Annotated in this window: 15 protein-coding genes; 2 read left to right on the forward strand and 13 right to left on the reverse strand. The window is 71.3% G+C overall.

Features of this window, described 5'->3' with window-relative positions; genetic code table 11:
- Nucleotides 1-43 precede the first annotated feature (43 nt).
- From HB370_RS14525 to proB, 5 genes are all read right to left on the reverse strand, one after another.
- A complete protein-coding gene (locus HB370_RS14525; RefSeq protein ID WP_030777308.1) occupies nt 44-1,114 on the reverse strand; it encodes a hypothetical protein in 1,071 nt (356 codons plus the stop codon).
- A gap of 97 nt (nt 1,115-1,211) precedes the next feature.
- Nucleotides 1,212-1,805, reverse strand: coding sequence for a hypothetical protein (locus HB370_RS14530; protein WP_208974395.1), 594 nt, complete (start codon nt 1,803-1,805; stop codon nt 1,212-1,214).
- Between the two features lie 93 nt (nt 1,806-1,898).
- The gene (locus HB370_RS14535; RefSeq protein WP_030777312.1) at nt 1,899-3,185 is read right to left on the reverse strand and encodes a glutamate-5-semialdehyde dehydrogenase; all 1,287 of its coding nucleotides are present in this window, start codon (nt 3,183-3,185) and stop codon (nt 1,899-1,901) included.
- Between the two features lie 101 nt (nt 3,186-3,286).
- On the reverse strand, nt 3,287-3,712 hold the full coding sequence (locus HB370_RS14540) for a hypothetical protein (protein WP_030777314.1): 426 nt from the start codon (nt 3,710-3,712) through the stop codon (nt 3,287-3,289).
- 188 nt (nt 3,713-3,900) lie between these two features.
- Nucleotides 3,901-5,007: a glutamate 5-kinase gene (gene proB / locus HB370_RS14545; protein ID WP_030777316.1), complete on the reverse strand. Its 1,107-nt coding sequence runs from the start codon at nt 5,005-5,007 to the stop codon at nt 3,901-3,903.
- A 325-nt stretch (nt 5,008-5,332) separates the two neighbouring features.
- Here proB and HB370_RS14550 point away from each other — a divergent pair, with 325 nt between their 5' ends.
- Nucleotides 5,333-6,001 carry a hypothetical protein gene (locus HB370_RS14550; RefSeq protein WP_208974396.1) on the forward strand — a complete coding sequence of 223 codons (669 nt, stop codon included), beginning with the start codon at nt 5,333-5,335 and terminating at the stop codon, nt 5,999-6,001.
- Between the two features lie 85 nt (nt 6,002-6,086).
- Here the strand turns inward: HB370_RS14550 and HB370_RS14555 are convergent, their stop codons facing one another.
- Genes HB370_RS14555 through HB370_RS14565 form a run of 3 tightly spaced genes read right to left on the reverse strand, consistent with a single transcriptional unit; the run spans nt 6,087 to nt 12,369 of the window.
- A complete protein-coding gene (locus HB370_RS14555; protein WP_030777320.1) occupies nt 6,087-7,232 on the reverse strand; it encodes a glycosyltransferase family 4 protein in 1,146 nt (381 codons plus the stop codon).
- The gene (locus tag HB370_RS14560; protein ID WP_030777322.1) at nt 7,229-10,102 is read right to left on the reverse strand and encodes a bifunctional glycosyltransferase family 2 protein/CDP-glycerol:glycerophosphate glycerophosphotransferase; all 2,874 of its coding nucleotides are present in this window, start codon (nt 10,100-10,102) and stop codon (nt 7,229-7,231) included. Before HB370_RS14560 ends, HB370_RS14555 begins: the two co-directional genes overlap by 4 nt.
- 8 nt (nt 10,103-10,110) lie before the next feature.
- A complete protein-coding gene (locus HB370_RS14565) occupies nt 10,111-12,369 on the reverse strand; it encodes a bifunctional glycosyltransferase family 2 protein/CDP-glycerol:glycerophosphate glycerophosphotransferase (protein ID WP_030777324.1) in 2,259 nt (752 codons plus the stop codon).
- 258 nt (nt 12,370-12,627) lie between these two features.
- Between HB370_RS14565 and galE the strand changes: the two genes are divergently transcribed.
- A complete protein-coding gene (gene galE, locus HB370_RS14570; RefSeq protein WP_030777326.1) occupies nt 12,628-13,599 on the forward strand; it encodes a UDP-glucose 4-epimerase GalE in 972 nt (323 codons plus the stop codon).
- Nucleotides 13,600-13,740: 141 nt separating this feature from the next.
- On the opposite strand, the gene obgE is transcribed toward galE, so the two are convergent.
- The 5 genes from obgE to HB370_RS14595 form a co-directional block, all read right to left on the reverse strand.
- Nucleotides 13,741-15,186 carry a GTPase ObgE gene (gene obgE, locus HB370_RS14575; protein WP_030777329.1) on the reverse strand — a complete coding sequence of 482 codons (1,446 nt, stop codon included), beginning with the start codon at nt 15,184-15,186 and terminating at the stop codon, nt 13,741-13,743.
- Between the two features lie 139 nt (nt 15,187-15,325).
- Nucleotides 15,326-15,580 carry a 50S ribosomal protein L27 gene (gene rpmA, locus HB370_RS14580; protein ID WP_030605064.1) on the reverse strand — a complete coding sequence of 85 codons (255 nt, stop codon included), beginning with the start codon at nt 15,578-15,580 and terminating at the stop codon, nt 15,326-15,328.
- 14 nt (nt 15,581-15,594) lie between these two features.
- Nucleotides 15,595-15,915, reverse strand: coding sequence for a 50S ribosomal protein L21 (gene rplU / locus HB370_RS14585; protein WP_028422127.1), 321 nt, complete (start codon nt 15,913-15,915; stop codon nt 15,595-15,597).
- Between the two features lie 193 nt (nt 15,916-16,108).
- Nucleotides 16,109-17,170: an iron-containing alcohol dehydrogenase family protein gene (locus tag HB370_RS14590; RefSeq protein ID WP_030777332.1), complete on the reverse strand. Its 1,062-nt coding sequence runs from the start codon at nt 17,168-17,170 to the stop codon at nt 16,109-16,111.
- Complete coding sequence (locus HB370_RS14595) at nt 17,158-17,910, reverse strand: phosphocholine cytidylyltransferase family protein (protein ID WP_167512981.1); 753 nt, start codon at nt 17,908-17,910, stop codon at nt 17,158-17,160. Before HB370_RS14595 ends, HB370_RS14590 begins: the two co-directional genes overlap by 13 nt.
- Nucleotides 17,911-17,919 lie beyond the last annotated feature (9 nt).

Here is a 17,919-nt window from a genome sequence, read left to right on the forward strand (position 1 = left end):
TCCGGCTCCGCCCCGACGGCCTGTCCGGAGCACGGCCCGCCCCTCACGCCCTCGGTTGCGCCCCCGTGGCCAGCGTTCCGCAGACGGACGCCGGGCTGTCCGTGTCGTAGGGGTTGGTGCCCGCGGGGCGGCCCGTCCCGGCCGTCTGGCCGGCCAGGAGGGGGCGCAGGTAGGCCGAGGCGTCCTCGGCGCAGGCGAGGGGGCCCGCCTGGACGTACGACGCGGTCAGCTGGACCTGGCGGGTGCGCAGGTCGTCGCGGTCCAGGTGGAACGTCAGCTCGCGGCGGACCGTGAAGAGGGACGCGGGGGCGTGCGAGGCGGCGCCGGTGGGGCGCAGGGCGTAGACGAAGGTGTGGTCGGCGGAGACCTCCAGCGTCGCCGCGTCGGCCTCGGTGACGTGCAGGGAACCGAAGGCGCGGATCCGGTCGTCGGCCAGCCGGGCCCGCGCGGGGTCGATGCGGACCATCCAGCCCGTGGACGCGTGCCGCCCGTCCGCGGCGGGGTGGGTGACGCTCCGGTCGAACTGGTCGAGCTGTCCGGAGTCGACCAGGGACCGGACGGGGCGCACCTCGCGGCCGGCCAGCACCTCGGGGTGGAGGGAGGAGCGGACGATGTAGTCCTTGACCGCGGTGAGGGCGGTCATCACCTGGCTGTCGGAGAAGTGGGCGGTGCGGCGCGAGGCCGGCAGCGGAATGCCCTCGGCACCGATGTCGAAGGGGGCGGCGGGGCTGTGCGTGAACAGCCGCTCGGGGTCGGCGGCGCCGGGCACCCTGCCCTGCGGGGCGAGCGGGACGACGGTCGTCCGCAGGGCCTCCACGGACCGGCGGACCGGCGTGGAGCCGTAGGGGTGCCGGACGCCCATGTAGAGGGCGGTGCCGAAGGCGACGGCGATCAGCAGGGCGAGGATCAGGACCTGCCGGGTGAGTCCGCGGCGCAGGGCCGGGCGGCGGCGTACGGCGGGCGCGTGGTCGGCCATCCGCTCCGCGGCGGAGGACTCCTGGAGCCGGGCAGCACGGACGAACGACTCGTCGAAGACGACGGATCGGTATTCGTCCTCCGCACCGCCGGGGCCGCCCTCGGGTGTCCCCTCCGGTGGGTCGCCAGGCCCGCCCATACCTTCAGAGTAGGTCCGGCGGGCCCCGGGTAAACGCCCGGCTGACGACAACTTCTGACAGGTTCTCAACAGGCGCGGACGGGGGCTCGAAGGGCGCTCAGGGGGAGTGCGGGACGGCCGAGACGGCCGGCCGGGGATGGTCGTCGGAGGCGGCGGGGGCGGAGGCGGCGTCCTTGCCGACGCCGGTCGAGGCGGGCGCGGGCACCCGGTCGCGGGTGCCCGAGGAGCCTCCCCGGTAGACGGCGGCGAAGGCCAGGGCGACCATGCCGATGCCCATCACCACGGCCAGGACCCAGGCGACGGGACGGTGCCAGCGGACCTGCTTGCCGTACGGGCCGTGGAGGCCGTCGCCGAGGACGTAGGCGTCGTCCGGCTCGTCATCGTCGTGATCTTGGCCGAATCGGGCGCCGTCGGGGCCGTAACCGTCGTCGTGGCGCTCGCCCCGGGCGTGGGCGCGGCGGGCCTCCGCCTCGGTGGCCTCGGCTCTGGCCTGGGCGGCGGCCAGGAGGCGTTCGACGGCGGACGGTTCATGGACCGTGGCCGCCTGTACGAAGGCCTCGTCGAAGACCACGGAGGCGAACTCTTCGTCCGACACCCCGTGGTCGTGGTCGTCGTCGGGCTCCCAGCCGTCAGGGAACGGCGTGCCCCCCACGTCCTCCGGCACGGATCCAGAGTAGACCTGGGGGGTCAATTTGGGCAGACGGTATGGAAATTCGTCTGTCTGGTGGGACGCCTTCCGGCCGCGTTCCCCGGGGCCGGGTGCGCTCGGCCGGACGGGTGAACCTCAGCGGCGTACGTGCCCGTCGCCGGTGACGATGTACTTCGTGCTGGTCAGCTCCGGCAGCCCCATCGGGCCGCGGGCGTGCAGCTTCTGGGTGGAGATGCCGATCTCGGCGCCGAAGCCGAACTGGCCGCCGTCGGTGAAGCGGGTGGAGGCGTTCACGGCGACGGTGGTGGAGTCGACCAGCTGGGTGAAGCGGCGGGCGGCCTGCTGGGAGGTGGTGACGATGGCCTCGGTGTGGCCGGAGGTCCACAGCCGGATGTGCTCGACGGCCTTGTCCAGCGAGTCGACCACCGCGGCGGCGATGTCGTGGGAGAGGTACTCGGTCTCCCAGTCCTCGGGGGTGGCCTCGACCGCGGTGACCTTGGAGTCCTTGGCGTAGGCCATGACCCGGTCGTCGGCGTGGACGGTGACCCCGGCCTCGGCGAGGGCGTCCAGGGCGCGGGGCAGGAACGCGGGGGCGATGTCCTGGTGGACGAGGAGGGTCTCGGCGGCGTTGCAGACGCTGACCCGCTGGGCCTTGGAGTTGATCAGGATCTCGACGGCCGTGTCGATGTCGGCCTGGGCGTCGACGTAGACGTGGCAGTTGCCGGTGCCGGTCTCGATCACGGGGACCGTGGACTCGTTGACCACGGTCCGGATCAGGGAGGCGCCGCCGCGCGGGATGAGGACGTCGACCAGGCCGCGGGCGCGCATCAGCTCGCGGACGGAGTCGCGGCTCTCGCCGGGCACGAGCTGGACGGCGTCGGCGGGGAGCCCGGCACCGCCGACGGCGTCGCGGATCACCCGGACCAGGGCGGTGTTGGACGCGTAGGCGGAGGCGGAGCCGCGCAGCAGGACGGCGTTGCCGGACTTCAGGCACAGGGCCGCCGCGTCGACGGTCACGTTCGGGCGGGCCTCGTAGATGATGCCGACGACGCCGAGCGGTACGCGCACCTGGCGCAGGTCGATGCCGTTGGGAAGGGTGGAGCCGCGGACGACCTCGCCGACCGGGTCGGGCAGCTTGGCCACGTCGCGGACGTCGGAGGCGATGGCGCGGACCCGCTCGGGGGTGAGGGTGAGCCGGTCGACGATGGCCTCGCTGGTGCCGTTCTCCCGGGCCTTGGCCACGTCCTTGGCGTTGGCCTCGACGATCTCGGCGGTCCGGACCTCCAGGGCGTCGGCGATGGCGAGCAGCGCGTCGTCCTTCACGGCGCGCGGGAGCGGCGCGAGGTCGGCGGCGGCGGCTTTGGCCCGGTAGGCGGCCTGGGTGACCGGGGACATCGAGTCGTACGGCGAGAGCGTGGTCATGGGGGAAGGGTAGTGCGCGGGGCGCCGCCGTTCAGCGGTCGTCCCACACCCCGAGACACCCCAAAAGGGGTGAACCCCTCCCCCCGGGTCGGAACGTCCGCTCAGAACGGGTGGACGCCCACCGGTGTCGCCGGTGGCGGGCCGTAGCCCTCGGCGATGCGGTGGTGGTAGGTCTCGCGGTCGATGACCTCCAGGCCGACGATCTCCCAGGCGGGCAGGCCGGCGGTCTGCCGGTGCTCGCCCCACAGGCGCAGCGCCACCGCGGCGGCGTCGTGCAGGTCGCGGGCCTCTTCCCAGTACCGGATCTCCGCGTGGTCGGTCGCGTATCTGCTGGTCAGCAGGAAGGGGTGGTCGTGGGCGAGCTGTTCCAGGGCCCGCCGCAGTTCCGGCAGCGGGACCTTCTCACCGGAGACGCTCAGGGTGACGTGCCACAGCCTGGGCAGGTCCCTGGGTTCCTCGTAGGTGTCCCCGGCCGCGACGCTCGTCAGAGCACCGCGGGACGCCGCCCCCGGGCGCACTCGTCTCACGACGGCCTCCTTCACGCATGGCCGGCAGGGCCGTATGGCTCGCTTGGCCTCTTGACGGAACGTGTTCCCTTCAACATGTTCCCGAGACAAAGTGGAGCAGGCCGCAGGGCTTCGTGTGGGGGTTTTACGGAACGTCCCCCACCGGGGGCGTTCCGCAGGCTCCGCTTTACGCGTGGTTTTGCGAGCCCTTACACGTGCAGGAGCACCAGGTCGTCCCTGTGTACGACCTCGCGTTCGTACGCGGCGCCCAGCTCACGCGCCAGCTCACGCGTCGAACGCCCGATCAGCAGGGGGATCTCCTTGGCGTCGAAGTTGACGAGTCCCCGGGCCACCGCGCGGCCCCGCGCGTCCCGCAGTTCGACGGGGTCGCCGGCGCTGAACTCGCCCTCCACGGCGGCGATTCCGGCGGGCAGCAGCGACTTGCGCCCGTTCACGACCGCGTCCACCGCGCCGTCGTCCAGGGTCAGCGCGCCCTGCGGGGTGGAGGCGTGCTGGAGCCACAGCAGCCGGTCGGCGGAGCGCTTGCCGGTGGGGTGGAAGTAGGTGCCGGTGTCACCGCCGGCCAGGGCCTCGGCCGCGTGCACGGCGCTGGTGAGCACCACCGGGATGCCGGCGGCGGCGGCGATCCGCGCGGCCTCCACCTTGGTGACCATGCCGCCGGTGCCGACGCCGGCCTTGCCCGCGCTGCCGATCTCGACGCCCGCGAGGTCCCGCGGGCTCCTCACCTCGGCTATCCGGGAGGTGCCGGGCCGGCTGGGGTCGCCGTCGTAGACGCCGTCGACGTCGGAGAGGAGGACGAGCAGATCGGCGTGGACGAGGTGGGCGACGAGCGCGGCGAGGCGGTCGTTGTCGCCGAAGCGGATCTCGTCGGTGGCGACCGTGTCGTTCTCGTTGACGATCGGGAAGGCGCCCATCGCGAGCAGCTCGTCGAGGGTGCGGGAGGCGTTGCGGTGGTGGGCGCGGCGGCTCATGTCGTCGCTGGTGAGCAGGATCTGGCCGACGCGGACGCCGTAGCGGGCGAAGGAGGCGGTGTAGCGGGCGACGAGCAGGCCCTGGCCGACGCTGGCGGCGGCCTGCTGGCGGGCGAGGTCCTTGGGGCGGCGGCGCAGGCCGAGCGGGGCGAGGCCGGCGGCGATGGCACCGGAGGAGACCAGGACGATCTCCCGCTCGCCCCCGCTGCGGCTCTTGGCGAGGACGTCCACGAGGGCGTCCACGCGGTCGGCGTCCAGGCCGCCCTCGGCGGTGGTCAGCGACGACGAACCCACCTTGACGACGATCCTGCGGGCCTCGCCCACGGCCTGCCTTGCCCTTGCCACGGTGCCTTCCGTCCCCTCGCGCGCTGTCCGGCTGCCTGTTCCGGCAATCTACGCGAAGCCGTGTGGATGGTGCGCCCGGGTCCGCTGGCTGGACAGCGGCGGGCCCGCTCACCGGGAGGGTCACGCGGTCGCCGAATGTGACCGATTCTGCACCGTCCGGCACCGCGGAGGCATTCCTTTTTCGGCGCGGAACCGCCGTGGGGCCACGGCCGCCGGTCCGGCGCGGTCTGAGAGCATGGGGTCCATGCGTCAATCGGGTTCGACACGTGCCGCCGTGAGCGCGGTCTGTGCTGCGATGGCCGTCATGTCCCTCGCCGGGTGCGGGAGTTCGGACCACGGGAAGCCGCCCGCTCACGCCCGGACGGACGACGCCCAGCCGCGGCAGGCGCCGTTGAAGCGGATCCCCGGCGTCGGGGACCGGCTGTGGGACCGCGTGCCGGCGGACTCCCGTCAGGTGGTCGTCGTGTACGGCGCGGGCAGGAACTCCCCCGATTCCACCATCGCCCTCTTCGACAAGCACGGTTCGGTGTGGAAGCAGGAGCGTTCCTGGTCCGGGCACAACGGCCGGCGCGGCTGGACGACGAACCACCACGAGGGCGACCAGCGCAGTCCGGTGGGCGTGTTCACGCTGACCGACGCGGGCGGGGTGAACGCCGCGCCGGACGCCAGGCTGCCCTACACCAGGTCCGCGGCCTTCCAGGCGCCCCACTACTGGAAGAAGTCGTCCTGGCACGACTTCGACTACGTCATCGCCATCGACTACAACCGGGTGAAGGGCACCGCGCCCAACGATCCGACCCGGCCGCTGGGCCAGTCCAAGGGCGGCAGCATCTGGCTGCACGTGGACCACGGCGGCGGGACCTCGGCGTGCGTCAGCCAGTCCGCGTCCGACATGCGGTACCTGCTGCGCACGCTCGACCCGAAGGCGCACCCCGTCGTGGTGATGGGCGACCGGGACGACCTGAAGGCGTGAGCCAGGTGTGAGCCGGTCCGGGTGCTGACACAGGACGGAAGGGCCGGCCCGTGGCGGGCCGGCCCTTCCGTCCTGTCCGATGCCGTCAGCGCTCCAGGAACCTGAACAGTTCCTCCCACCGGTCACGGATGACCTTCGGCGAGTACCGCTGGACGTTCTTCCGGGCCAGTTCGCCCATCCGGTCGCGGAGTTCGGAGTCCTCCATCAACCGGCCGAGCTTCTGCGCGAGTTCGGGGACGTTTCCGGGGCGGGCCAGGAGTCCGTCCTCCTCGTCGCGGACGATCTCGCGCACGCCCGGGGCGCAGTCGAAGGCCGCGCACGGCACCGCGCAGGCCATGGCCTCCAGCAGGGCCAGCGGGAAGCCCTCGCCCCGGGAGGACTGGACGAACACCGACGCCCCGCGCAGCGCGCCGGCGACGTCGTCGGTCTGGCCGGCCCACTCCACCCGGTCGTCCAGGCCGAGCCGGGTGCACTGGGCGCGCAGCGCCTCCTCGTCGGGGCCGGAGCCGTAGATCCGCAGGAGCCAGTCGGGGTGCTTCGGCGCCGCTTCCGCCCAGACGTCCAGGAGCATGTCGATGCCCTTCTGGTGTCCCAGACGGCCGATGCTCGCGACGACCTTCTCGGTGCGCTCGGAGGGGATCTCCGGCATCATCGGCAGCGGGTTGGGCATGTACCCGACGTTGTTCATGCCCCGGCCGATCCACAGGTCGGCGTCCTCGCGGGTCAGCAGCAGCAGGCGGTCGACGTCCTTGTAGTACCGCGCGACGCGCCCGAAGCGGGAGGAGCCGCGCGAGTACTCGTACGACTCGTGGCTCATGCCGATGACCGGGTGCCCCGCGGTGTCCGCGAGGGCGACCCACTCCATGGCCCACACCTGGGTCACGATGATCATCGCCCCGGGCCGGGCGGCCCGGAAGATCGCCGACAGCCGGTCGGCGGCGGCCCGCATGCTCTCCTCGCGCGCGGCCTCGCGGCGCCGGGCCTGGAGGTTGGCCCGGTCCAGCAGGGTGCGGGCCTGCCAGCGGCCGGGCGGGCGCTCGTCGTAGAGCGTCACGGTGGTGAAGGGCGGGTTGGCGCCCAGGTCCATGGGCACCTCGGGCGGCGCGATGCCGACGATGGTGACCCGGTGGCCCTCCTCGGCGAACAGTTCGGCCATCAGCGCCTGCCAACGGGCCACTCCGCCGAGTTCGTTGACCTCGTTGGCCACGAAAATGATGTCACGCTGTGTCATCGGGCGTCTCCCCGGTTTCCGAAGAAGCGATCGACGATCTGGGCGGCGGCGTCGCCGCGGTCGTACTCGCCGTACTGGGCCACGAATTCCTTCAGGCGCGCCTCCTGTTCGGAGGCGAGGCCGTCCAGGTTCTCCAGGACGCCGAAGAGGTCCTCCGCCGTGTGCACGACGGGGCCGGGGGCCTCTTCCGACAGGTCGAAGTACGTCCCGCGGCTGTTGTCGACGTACTCCTCCCAGTCGTAGGTGAAGAACACCATGGGGCGCTGGAGGAGCGCGTAGTCGAACATCACCGAGGAGTAGTCGGTGATGAGCGCGTCCGCGAGCAGCAGGACCGGGGTGATGTCCGGCTCGCCGCTGACGTTGACGACCCGGCCCGCCACGGAGGGCGGCAGCGTGACGTTGTTCAGGTAGTGCGTGCGCACCAGCAGGGTGAAGCGGTCACCGAAGCGGTCGGCGAACTCGTCCACGTCGAACGGGAACTCGAACTTCTTGACCTTGCCGTTCTGCTCCCGGAACGTCGGGGCGTACAGCACCACCGGGCGGTCCAGGCGGATGCCGAGGCGCTCGGCGAGTTCCCGGGCCGCCGGGTCGAGGGTGCCGGCGTCCCGGGCCCGGACGAGCGCGTCGTTGCGCGGGTATCCGGTGCGCAGGAGCCTGTCCTCGGTGATCCGGTAGGCCGGGGCGAGGGTCCGCTCGTCGTGCCGGCCGCGCACCACGAAGTAGTCGAACCGGTCGATCGCCTCCTGGTAGGCGCGCTGCTCGTGCTCCGGCTTGATGCGGTACTTCGGCTCGTCGAAGCCCATCCGCTTCAGGGCGGAGCCGTGCCAGGTCTGGATGTACGTGGTCTCCGGGCGCTTGCTCAGCTTCAGCGGGAAGCCCTGGTTGTCGATCCAGAACTCGGCCTGCGCCAGCGCCCTGAGGTAGGGCCAGGACCAGCGGCGCACCAGTTCGACGTCGTCCGGGAAGCCCGTGGGACGCTCGCCGGCGTAGGACCAGATGGCGTGGAAGGGCACGTTGCGGCGGCGCATCTCCTCGTAGATGGCCCGCGGGCTGTCGCTGTACTGCTTGCCGAGGTGGCTCTCGAAGACGACCGTGCCCTTGCGGACGGGCAGCAGCCGGATCATGCGGTGGTAGGTCTCGATCTTGCGCGGGCCCGAGTGCAGGTCCTTGCGCACCTTGACGGCCTTGCGCACCATCTTCTTGGCCATCGCGGCGGGCGGGCTCTGCAGGTTGCGCCGCACCAGCGTCGTGGTGCGCTGGGCGAGCGTGCCGTGCTGGGCGAGCCGGAAGGCCAGGTGGCCCTTGGCCGAGGCGTGCGGCACCAGGCGGTCGGCCGTCATCCGGCCGAGCCGGGGACGGACCCGGACCACGCCGGCGTCCTCCAGCGCGGTCTGGCCGACGGTGAGCCGGCTGGTGGCCTGGACACCGTCGACGCTCAGGTAGAGGCGTACGTCCCACACCTCGTCGACGATGCCGAGGGGGCGGAACTTCGCCGCCAGGGGCACGGTGGCCTGCCATGCCACCGACTCGCCCTCGTGCTGGACGCTCTGCACCGGGAAACGGAACTTCTGCAGGCTCCTGCGGCGGGCGCGGAACTCCAGCTCGGCCTTCAGCTCCGCGCCCGGCGGGATCACCCCGAGCGGGTTGACGACGGCGCCGGAGACCTTGATGCCCGCGGGGTTCTCCGCGTAGGAGGTCACCTGGTTGCGCAGCCACATGCGCTGGACCGGCCGGGAGTGGTAGCCGAGGTCGGTCACGTCGAGGATCTTGCGGGCCAGCGGGTCGTCGAGGTGCTCCTCGCACCAGTAGACCCGGCCGTCGCGCTCGACCAGCGGGCTGGAGACCTTGCGCGGGTTGATGAGGGTGTCGATCGCCGGGGTGAGGTTCTTCCAGTCCTCCTGCAGCAGCAGGTAGGCGCACAGCCGGTGGACCGGGGACAGCTCCTCGTAGGCCTCCGGGGAGAAGCCCTGGATGTAACCGCGGGCCAGCTCGGCGAACTTGTGGCGGTATTCGTCGTCCAGGAAGGGCAGGTCGCGCAGGTACAGCACGAGGTCGTGCTTGAGGAACTTGCGGTCCTTGTGGAGCTTCAGCTCGCTCTGGCCCCGCTCCGCGAGGACCCGGTCGATCCTGCGGTGGATCTCCACGCGGTCGGCGAAGTTGTTGATCTCGTGGCGCCGGTTGCTGATCGACTTGGCGGCGGCCTTCTCCACGACGTTCCAGTGGTAGACCGTGTTCGGGATCAGGGTGATCCGGGAGGCGGCCAGGTAGGCCTGCGCGGAGAAGAGCAGGTCCTCGTAGTGGATGCCCTTGGGGAAGGTCAGGCCGCTTTCCAGCAGGAACTCACGCCGGTAGCACTTGTTCGTCGACAGGGTGTCGAAGACCATCAGGTCCGGTATCTCGGCGACCGAGTCGAAGGTGCGGGTCTCCCGGTAGAGCCACGGGTACCACTTGACCTTCTTGCCGTTGCGGCTGTCCGTGTGGACGCGCAGGCAGAGCCCGGAGACCAGGTCGGCGCCCGTGCTCTCGGCGGCGTCGAGCATGTTGCGGCAGGCGTTCAGCTCGAGGGTGTCGTCGCTGTCCAGGAACATCACGTAGCGGCCGCGGGCGACGGCGATGCCCTGGTTGCGCGGCTCGCCGCAGCCGCCGCTGTTCTCCGGCAGCTGGATCGCGCGCACCCGGTCCGAGCGGGCGGCCAGCTGCTGCGCGACCTCGAAGGAGCCGTCGGTGGAGCAGTCATCGGCGATGATGACCTCGACATTGCGCAGTGTCTGGTCCAGGACCGACTGCACGGCGGTCGGAAGGCGTGCCGCGTCGTTGAAGACGATGACGACGACGCTGATGTCGGGCGTTGTGTCGGGTTGCTGGGACACTGCAGCGGCTACCTCTGGCTCGTGTGGGTGGATATCAGGGCCGACGCGTCGCGGGACGGCTCCGGCGGCGGGGCGGGGGTCCGCTCGTCCAGTGGGACGACCGGCGGCAGATCCCCGAGGTCCTCTCCGAGGAAAATGTGGCGCACCACACGCTCCGCCGCACGACCGTCGTCGAAGTCGCAGAAGCGGCGACGGAACCGATCGCGTGCCCGGGCGGCCCGCTCCCCGCGCCAGGCGCCGGAACAGAGTACTTCGGCCAGCTCCTCCTCGGTGGTGGCCACCGCCCCCGGCCCCTCGGTGCGCACGTCGAAGTACGTGCCGCGCACGACGGAGTAGGTCTCCCAGTCGTCGGCGTGGACGACGATCGGCCGGTCCAGGTTGGCGTAGTCGAACATCGCCGAGGAGTAGTCCGTGATGAGGCAGTCGGCGGCGAGGTAGAGACGCTCGACCGCTCGGTGGCCGGACACATCGATGATCCGGTCCTCGGACCGCCACTCGGCCGGCCACCGGGCCGGGCGTTCGTCGGGGTGCGGCCGTACGAGCAGCACCGCGTCCGGCCCGAGCCGCCCGGCCAGCTTCGCCAGGTCCAGCCGCGGCTCGAAGCCGCGCTGGTACTCACGGCGCGTCGGTATGTACAGGAAGGCCGTCACGCCCTCGCCCAGTCCGAGCTCGCGACGGGCCTCGCGCACGTCCTCGGCGGTGGAGGTGAGCAGGACGTCGTTGCGCGGGTAGCCGGTCGTCAGGGAGGTGTACGAGCAGGGGTACGCCCGCTGCCACACGGCGCTGGAGAAGTGGTTGGCGACGAGGCTGTAGTTCCAGCGGTCGCTGCGCCGCAGCAGTGCGGCGAAGTCGATGCCCGCCGAGGCCGGGTACTGCCGCCGGTCCAGTCCCATGGTCTTCAGCGGGGTGCCGTGGTGGGTCTGCACGTGGACCTGGCCCGGCCGGCGCACCACGGCGTCCGGGAAGTTCACGTTGTTGACCAGGTAGGTGGCGCGGGCGAGGGCCGCCCAGTACTCGCGCGACCCCGTCCGGACGACCTCGACGCCCTCGGGCACCTTGTCCACGGCGTCCGGGCGGACGGCCCACACGCGGCGGATGTGGGGGGCGCGGCGGGCGAGCTCGGCGTCGATGGCCGCCGGGTTGCAGGACACGCCGCTGCCCCCGTAGGCGGAGAACAGCGCCAGGTTCTCGTCGAGCGGCAGTCTCAGCTGGTGCCGGTAGTCCAGGCTCAGCGCGGTGCGTCTGGTGCGGCCGAGGGTGGTGCGCGCGTAGCCGGTCGCCTTGGCGCGCAGCTTCACGACGGCCTTGGCGCCCACCAGGCCGGCGTAGGCGTCGCGTTCCAGCAGCGCGTACTTCTTGCCGCGGGAACCGGCCGGCTTGCGGAAGCCGGCGGGCATCCGGGCCCGGTAGTCGGCGGCGGCTCGGTGGAAGAACTCGGCCCGCGCGTCCCGCGGCAGCCGGCCGGGGCGCTCCAGGATCGCCAGGTAGTGGTCGACCATCTTGCGGAACAGCGGTGCGCGCCACTGCTCGGCGTCCGCGCGGGTGTCGAGGAACTCGAAGACGCGGCGGTACTGCTCGAAGATGTCGAAGTGCTTGCGGCTGACGGTGGCGAGGATGTTGCCGCCCTCGCGCCGCTGCCGGTACAGCAGGCAGACGCGGTCCAGCACGGCGATGCGCTCGGCGGTGATCAGCGAGCGGAACGTCCACAGGGCGTCTTCGTAGTAGCCCGGCGGGAAGGTGAGGCCCTCGCGGGCGATGAAGTCCCGGCGGTAGGCCTTGTTGCAGACGATCTGCAGCAGGTTCAGCAGCTGCGGTCGCTCGGCGAGGGAGAACACCCCCGGGCCGGCCTCCGCGAGCAGGGCCGCTCTCTGGTTCGGGCGTATCTCGCCGTCCCAGTAGGTGCGCACGTAGTCGTAGATCAGTACGTCGGGATCGCCGGCGGCCGTCAGCCGCTCCGCTATCGCGCCGAGCGCGCCCGGCGCGAGGGTGTCGTCACTGTCCAGGAACAGAACGTAATCGCCGCGCGCCGATTCCAGAGCGGCGTTGCGCGCCCGTCCGAGACCCACGTTCTCCATGAGGTGGATCACACGAATGCGATCGTCCCTGGCGGCGTATTCGTCCAGGAGGGCGCCGGAGCCGTCCGGGGAGCGGTCGTCGACGGCGACGATCTCGAAGTCCTGGTAGTCCTGCCCGAGGACCGACTCAAGGCACTCTGCGAGGTAGCCCTGCACGTTGTAGACGGGGACGACGAGAGAGAGCCTTGGCATCCTTAGCAACCTGTCTCCGTGGCGGACTTTGACGACGCGATCGGCCGGCACATGCGGCCATCGCCGACCCGAGTGCACACCGTCCATCAGCGTAGAGGATTAACAGGTTGTTTCCGTCGGGGCCACTTGTCATCTTACCGACAGTCACCGCAACGGCATTGCCCCATTGCTCCGCATGAAACCGGATTCGCCCGATTCGATTTTTCCGGGGCCGGGAGCCAGGCTGAGCAGACTGACCGCCGCTGTGAAGAGGTGACGATGAGCTGGCTGGTAACTGGCGGCGCCGGATATATCGGCGCGCACGTGGTACGCACCCTGATCCAGGGTGGTGAGGAGACCATCGTCTACGACGACCTCTCCACCGGCAGCGCCGACCGGGTGCCCGAGGGCACCCCGCTGGTGGTCGGCAGCGTACTGGACGCCGACAAGCTGGAGCGGACGATCCGTGACCACCAGGTGACCGGCGTCGTGCACATCGCGGCCAAGAAGCAGGTGGGCGAGTCCGTCGAGCGGCCGCTGCACTACTACCGGGAGAACGTCACCGGACTGCAGACCCTGCTGGAGGTCATGACCGCCACCGGGGTCGACCGCATCGTCTTCTCCTCCTCCGCCGCGGTGTACGGCATGCCGGACGTGGACCTCGTCACCGAGGACACCCCCTGCGCGCCCATGAGCCCGTACGGCGAGAGCAAGCTGATCGGCGAGTGGCTGATCACCGCCGCCGCCCGGGCGCACGGACTGCGCGCCGCCTCCCTGCGCTACTTCAACGTGGCCGGGGCGGCCGAGCCCGCGCTCTCCGACACCGGTGTCTTCAACCTCATCCCCATGGTCTTCGAGCGGCTGGAGGCCGGTGCGGCGCCGCGGATCTTCGGCAACGACTACGCCACGCCCGACGGCACCTGCGTACGCGACTACATCCACGTCCAGGACATCGCCGGCGCGCACCTGGCCGCCGCCCGCCGCCTGACCGACGCCGAGGCGGGCACGTCCCTCGTCCTCAACATCGGCCGCGGCGAGGGCAGCTCGGTGCGCGAGATGGTGGACCGCATCCTGAAGGTCACCGGCCGCGAGGACGTACGGCCCGAGGTCACCGAGCGCCGCCCCGGCGACCCGGCCCGTGTCGTGGCCTCCGCCGACCGCATCCGGCGGGAACTCGGCTGGAGCGCCGCGCACGACCTGGACGACATGATCGAGTCGGCCTGGCAGGGCTGGCGGCACCGCCACCCGTGAACGCGAACGGGCGGCGCCGCACGGCGCCGCCCCGGGGCGTCACGGCCCCCGCCGGTCCATGACCGGCACCGCTGGAACCGCCCGAGAACGGTTCGAACCGCTTGAGAACGGCTCGAACCGCTTCAGAACGGCCGGACCGCCTTAGAACGGCTCGAAGTCGTCGAACTCCCGCAGCGCCTCGTCGTGCTCGGCCTGCTTGTCCCGGCGGCGCTGGGCCGCGGGGCGGGGCGCGTCGAAGCGGTGGTCCTCGCCACGGCGGCCGAGCATCTCCGCGCCGGACATGACGGTCGGCTCCCAGTCGAAGACGACCGCGTTCTCCTCGGGGCCGATGGCGACGCCGTCGCCCGCGCGGGCGCCCGCCTTCATCAGCTGCTCCTCCACACCGAGACGGTTCAGCCGGTCGGCGAGGTAGCCGACGGCCTCGTCGTTGTTGAAGTCGGTCTGGCGCACCCAGCGCTCGGGCTTCTCGCCGCGCACCCGGAACAGCGGCTCGCCGCCGGTGTCCTCGCGTACGACGGTGAAGCCCGCGTCGTCCACGGCCTTGGGCCGGATGACGATCCGGGTCGCCTCCTCCTTCGGCTTCGCCGCGCGCGCCTTGCCGACCAGCTCGCCGAGGGCGAAGGTCAGCTCGCGCAGACCGGTGTGGGCCACGGCCGACACCTCGAAGACGCGGTAGCCGCGGGCCTCCAGGTCGGGGCGGACCATCTCGGCGAGGTCCTTGCCGTCCGGCACGTCGATCTTGTTCAGGACGACGATGCGGGGCCGGTTGTCCAGGCCGCCGTACTCCCGCAGCTCGGCCTCGATGACATCGAGGTCGGAGACCGGGTCGCGGTCGGACTCCAGCGTGGCGGTGTCCAGCACGTGCACCAGCACACTGCACCGCTCCACGTGCCGCAGGAACTCCAGGCCCAGGCCGCGGCCCTGGCTGGCGCCGGGGATGAGGCCGGGCACGTCGGCGATGGTGTAGACGGTGGAGCCCGCGGTCACCACGCCGAGGTTCGGGACCAGCGTCGTGAACGGGTAGTCGGCGATCTTCGGCTTGGCCGCGCTGAGCACGGAGATCAGCGAGGACTTGCCGGCGCTCGGGTAGCCGACGAGGGCCACGTCCGCGACGGTCTTCAGCTCCAGGACGATGTCGTGGACGTCGCCGGGCTCGCCGAGCAGCGCGAAGCCGGGCGCCTTGCGGCGGGCGGAGGCCAGCGCCGCGTTGCCGAGGCCGCCCCGGCCGCCCTGCGCGGCGATGTACGAGGTGCCGTGGCCGACCAGGTCGGCGAGCACATTGCCCGCCTTGTCCAGCACGACCGTGCCGTCCGGCACCGGCAGGACCAGGTCCTGGCCGTCCTTGCCGGAGCGGTTGCCGCCCTCGCCGGGCTTGCCGTTGGTGGCCTTGCGGTGCGGGGAGTGGTGATAGTCCAGCAGCGTCGTGACCGACTGGTCGACGGTCAGGATGACGTCACCGCCACGGCCGCCGTTGCCGCCGTCGGGGCCGCCGAGCGGCTTGAACTTCTCACGGTGGACGGAGGCACAGCCGTGGCCTCCGTTACCCGCGGCGACGTGCAGTTCGACGCGGTCCACGAAGGTGGTCATGGTGGGGTGCCTCCAAAAGACGAACGGGGTTTTACCTGTGTTAACACGCGAAAGGCGGACCCGCCTTCCCGCCCGGGAAGTGAGGTCCGCCTCGCGAAAGCGTTCAGCGCTGAATCAGGCGATCAGACGATCTGGTGATTCAGGCGACCGGAACGATGTTCACGACCTTGCGGCCGCGGTGGGTACCGAACTCCACCGCACCGGCCTGCAGGGCGAACAGCGTGTCGTCGCCGCCACGGCCGACACCGGCGCCGGGGTGGAAGTGGGTGCCGCGCTGGCGGACCAGGATCTCACCCGCGCTCACGACCTGACCGCCGAAGCGCTTCACGCCGAGCCGCTGGGCATTGGAGTCGCGACCGTTCCGGGTGGACGATGCGCCCTTCTTGTGTGCCATTTCTCCTCAGTCCCTTACTTCGCAGCCGTGGGGATCGACGTGACCTTGATCGCCGTGTACTGCTGGCGGTGACCCTGCCGACGACGGTAACCGGTCTTGTTCTTGTAGCGCAGGATGTCGATCTTCTGGCCCTTGTGGTGGTCCACGACCTCGGCCTGGACCTTGATGCCGGCCAGGACCCACGGGTCGCTGGTCACGGAGTCGCCGTCGACAACGAGCAGGGTCGAGAGCTCGACCGTGTCGCCAACCTTGGCGGTGGAAATCTTGTCAACCTCAACGATGTCGCCGACAGCAACCTTGTGCTGGCGACCACCGCTGCGCACGATGGCGTACACGCGGATCTCACTTTCGCTCGTCTCAGAACCGGCACCCCCGCAGGCCAGCCGCCCAGAAACACCACAGACGACCTCTCCCGGCCAACCGCGTTGCCCGGGAGGAAGAGGTTTACGGGGATGTGGCGTGTTCAGTGGACACGCCGACGGTCCAGGGTACGGGGCCATGGCCAGGGGGGTCAAACCGGGCCACGGCTCAGGACGTGACCGCGCCGACGTACTCCGCGTACGCCTCCTCGATGCCCTCCGGCGACAGCTGAAGGTGTTCCAGGACGGTGTACCGGCCCGGCCGGGTCTCCGGGGCCAGGCGGACGGCCCGGACGAACTCGTCGTCGCCGAAGCCGAGGTCCCGGGCCAGCACGGGCAGTCCGTGCCGGCGCAGCACGCCGGCCAGCTGCCGGGCCCCCTCGTGGTCGCCCCGCAGGTGCGTGGCGAAGGCGGCCGCGAGACCCACCTGCTCGCCGTGGCTCGCCGCGCGCTCCGGGTACAGCAGGTCGAGCGCGTGACCGATCTCATGGCAGGCACCCGAGGAGGGCCGGGTGTGACCGGCGATCGACATGGCGATGCCCGAGAGCACGAGGGCCTCGGCGAGCACCGTGAGGAACCCGTCGTCACCGCATCCGCCCGGGTGGCGCAGCACGCTCTCGCCGGCCTGCCGGGCCATCGCCGCGGCCAGGCCGTCCAGCCGCTCCCCCTTGACGCGGTGGGCCAGCTCCCAGTCCGCGACCGCGGAGATGTTGGACAGGGCGTCGCCGATGCCCGACCGCACGAAGCGGACCGGAGCCTCCCGCACCACCGCGAGGTCCACGAGGAGGGCGATGGGCGTGGGCACGCCGTACGAACCCCGGCCGGCGTCGTTGTCCAGTATGGACACGGGCGAGCAGATGCCGTCGTGCGAGAGGTTGGTGGCGACGGCGACCAGCGGCAGCCCGATGCGCGCCGCGGCGTACTTCGCGCAGTCGATGACCTTGCCGCCGCCGATGCCGACCACCGCGTCGTACCGGCCGGGCTTCATCTCGTCGGCCAGCCGGATCGCGTCGTCCAGGGTGCCGCCACCGACCTCGTACCAGGTGGCGCCGGGCAGCATGGGGGCGATCCGCTCGCGCAGCCGGGCGCCGGAGCCGCCGCTGACGGCGACGGCGAACCGGCCCGAGGGAGAGATCCGCTGGTCGGCGAGGACGCTCGCCAGGCCGTCCAGGGCACCCGGGCGGATGTCCACGACGACCGGCGAGGGGATCAGCCGGCTCAGTACCGGCACGCGATCTCCCGTCCCCGGGCGAGGTCGTCGTGGTTGTCGATCTCGACCCAGTCGACCTCGCCGATCGGCGCCACGTCGATACGGAAGCCGCGGTTGACCAGCTCCTGGTAACCGTGCTCGTAGAACTGCTGCGGGTCGCTCTCCCAGACCGTCTTCAGCGCGTCCGCCAGCTCCGGCGCCGCGTCGCCCTCGATCAGGGTGACGCCGATGTACTCACCGGTGGCCTCCGCCGGGTCCATCAGCTTGGTGATCCTCGTCATCCCCTTGGCGGGGTCGACGACGACCTTCATCTCCTCGTCGGCCAGCTTCTTCACCGTGTCCACGGCGAGGACGATCCGCTTGCCGTCGCCCCGGGCGGCCAGCAGCGTCTTCTCCACCGAGACCGGGTGCACGGTGTCACCGTTGGCGAGGATCACCCCGTCACGCAGCGCGTCCCGGCCGCACCACAGGGAGTAGGCGTTGTTCCACTCCTCGGCCTTGTCGTTGTCGATCAGCGTGAGCTTCAGGCCGTACTTGGCCTCCAGCGCCGCCTTGCGCGCGTAGACGGCCTCCTTGCGGTAACCGACGATGACCGCGACCTCGGTCAGCCCGATCTCGGCGAAGTTCCCCAGCGTCAGGTCCAGGACCGTGGGCTCGCCCTCCACGCCCTCGGGCCCCACCGGCACCAGCGCCTTGGGCAGCGTGTCGGTGTAGGGGCGCAGACGCCGTCCGGCGCCGGCCGCCAGCACAAGGCCTATCATCGCGGTTTC

Source organism: Streptomyces sp. DSM 40868 (assembly GCF_011820545.1).
Lineage (GTDB): Bacteria > Actinomycetota > Actinomycetes > Streptomycetales > Streptomycetaceae > Streptomyces > Streptomyces eurythermus.

Excerpts from the sequence above, each read along its gene's own strand:
- obgE (WP_030777329.1), bottom strand. The coding sequence starts at position 15,186 with ATGACCACCTTCGTGGACCGCGTCGAACTGCACGTCGCCGCGGGTAAC.
- HB370_RS14555 (WP_030777320.1), bottom strand. The coding sequence starts at position 7,232 with ATGACACAGCGTGACATCATTTTCGTGGCCAACGAGGTCAACGAACTC.
- HB370_RS14550 (WP_208974396.1), top strand. The coding sequence starts at position 5,333 with ATGTCCCTCGCCGGGTGCGGGAGTTCGGACCACGGGAAGCCGCCCGCT.
- rpmA (WP_030605064.1), bottom strand. The coding sequence starts at position 15,580 with ATGGCACACAAGAAGGGCGCATCGTCCACCCGGAACGGTCGCGACTCC.
- HB370_RS14535 (WP_030777312.1), bottom strand. The coding sequence starts at position 3,185 with ATGACCACGCTCTCGCCGTACGACTCGATGTCCCCGGTCACCCAGGCC.
- HB370_RS14595 (WP_167512981.1), bottom strand. The coding sequence starts at position 17,910 with ATGATAGGCCTTGTGCTGGCGGCCGGCGCCGGACGGCGTCTGCGCCCC.
- HB370_RS14525 (WP_030777308.1), bottom strand. The coding sequence starts at position 1,114 with ATGGGCGGGCCTGGCGACCCACCGGAGGGGACACCCGAGGGCGGCCCC.
- galE (WP_030777326.1), top strand. The coding sequence starts at position 12,628 with ATGAGCTGGCTGGTAACTGGCGGCGCCGGATATATCGGCGCGCACGTG.
- HB370_RS14565 (WP_030777324.1), bottom strand. The coding sequence starts at position 12,369 with ATGCCAAGGCTCTCTCTCGTCGTCCCCGTCTACAACGTGCAGGGCTAC.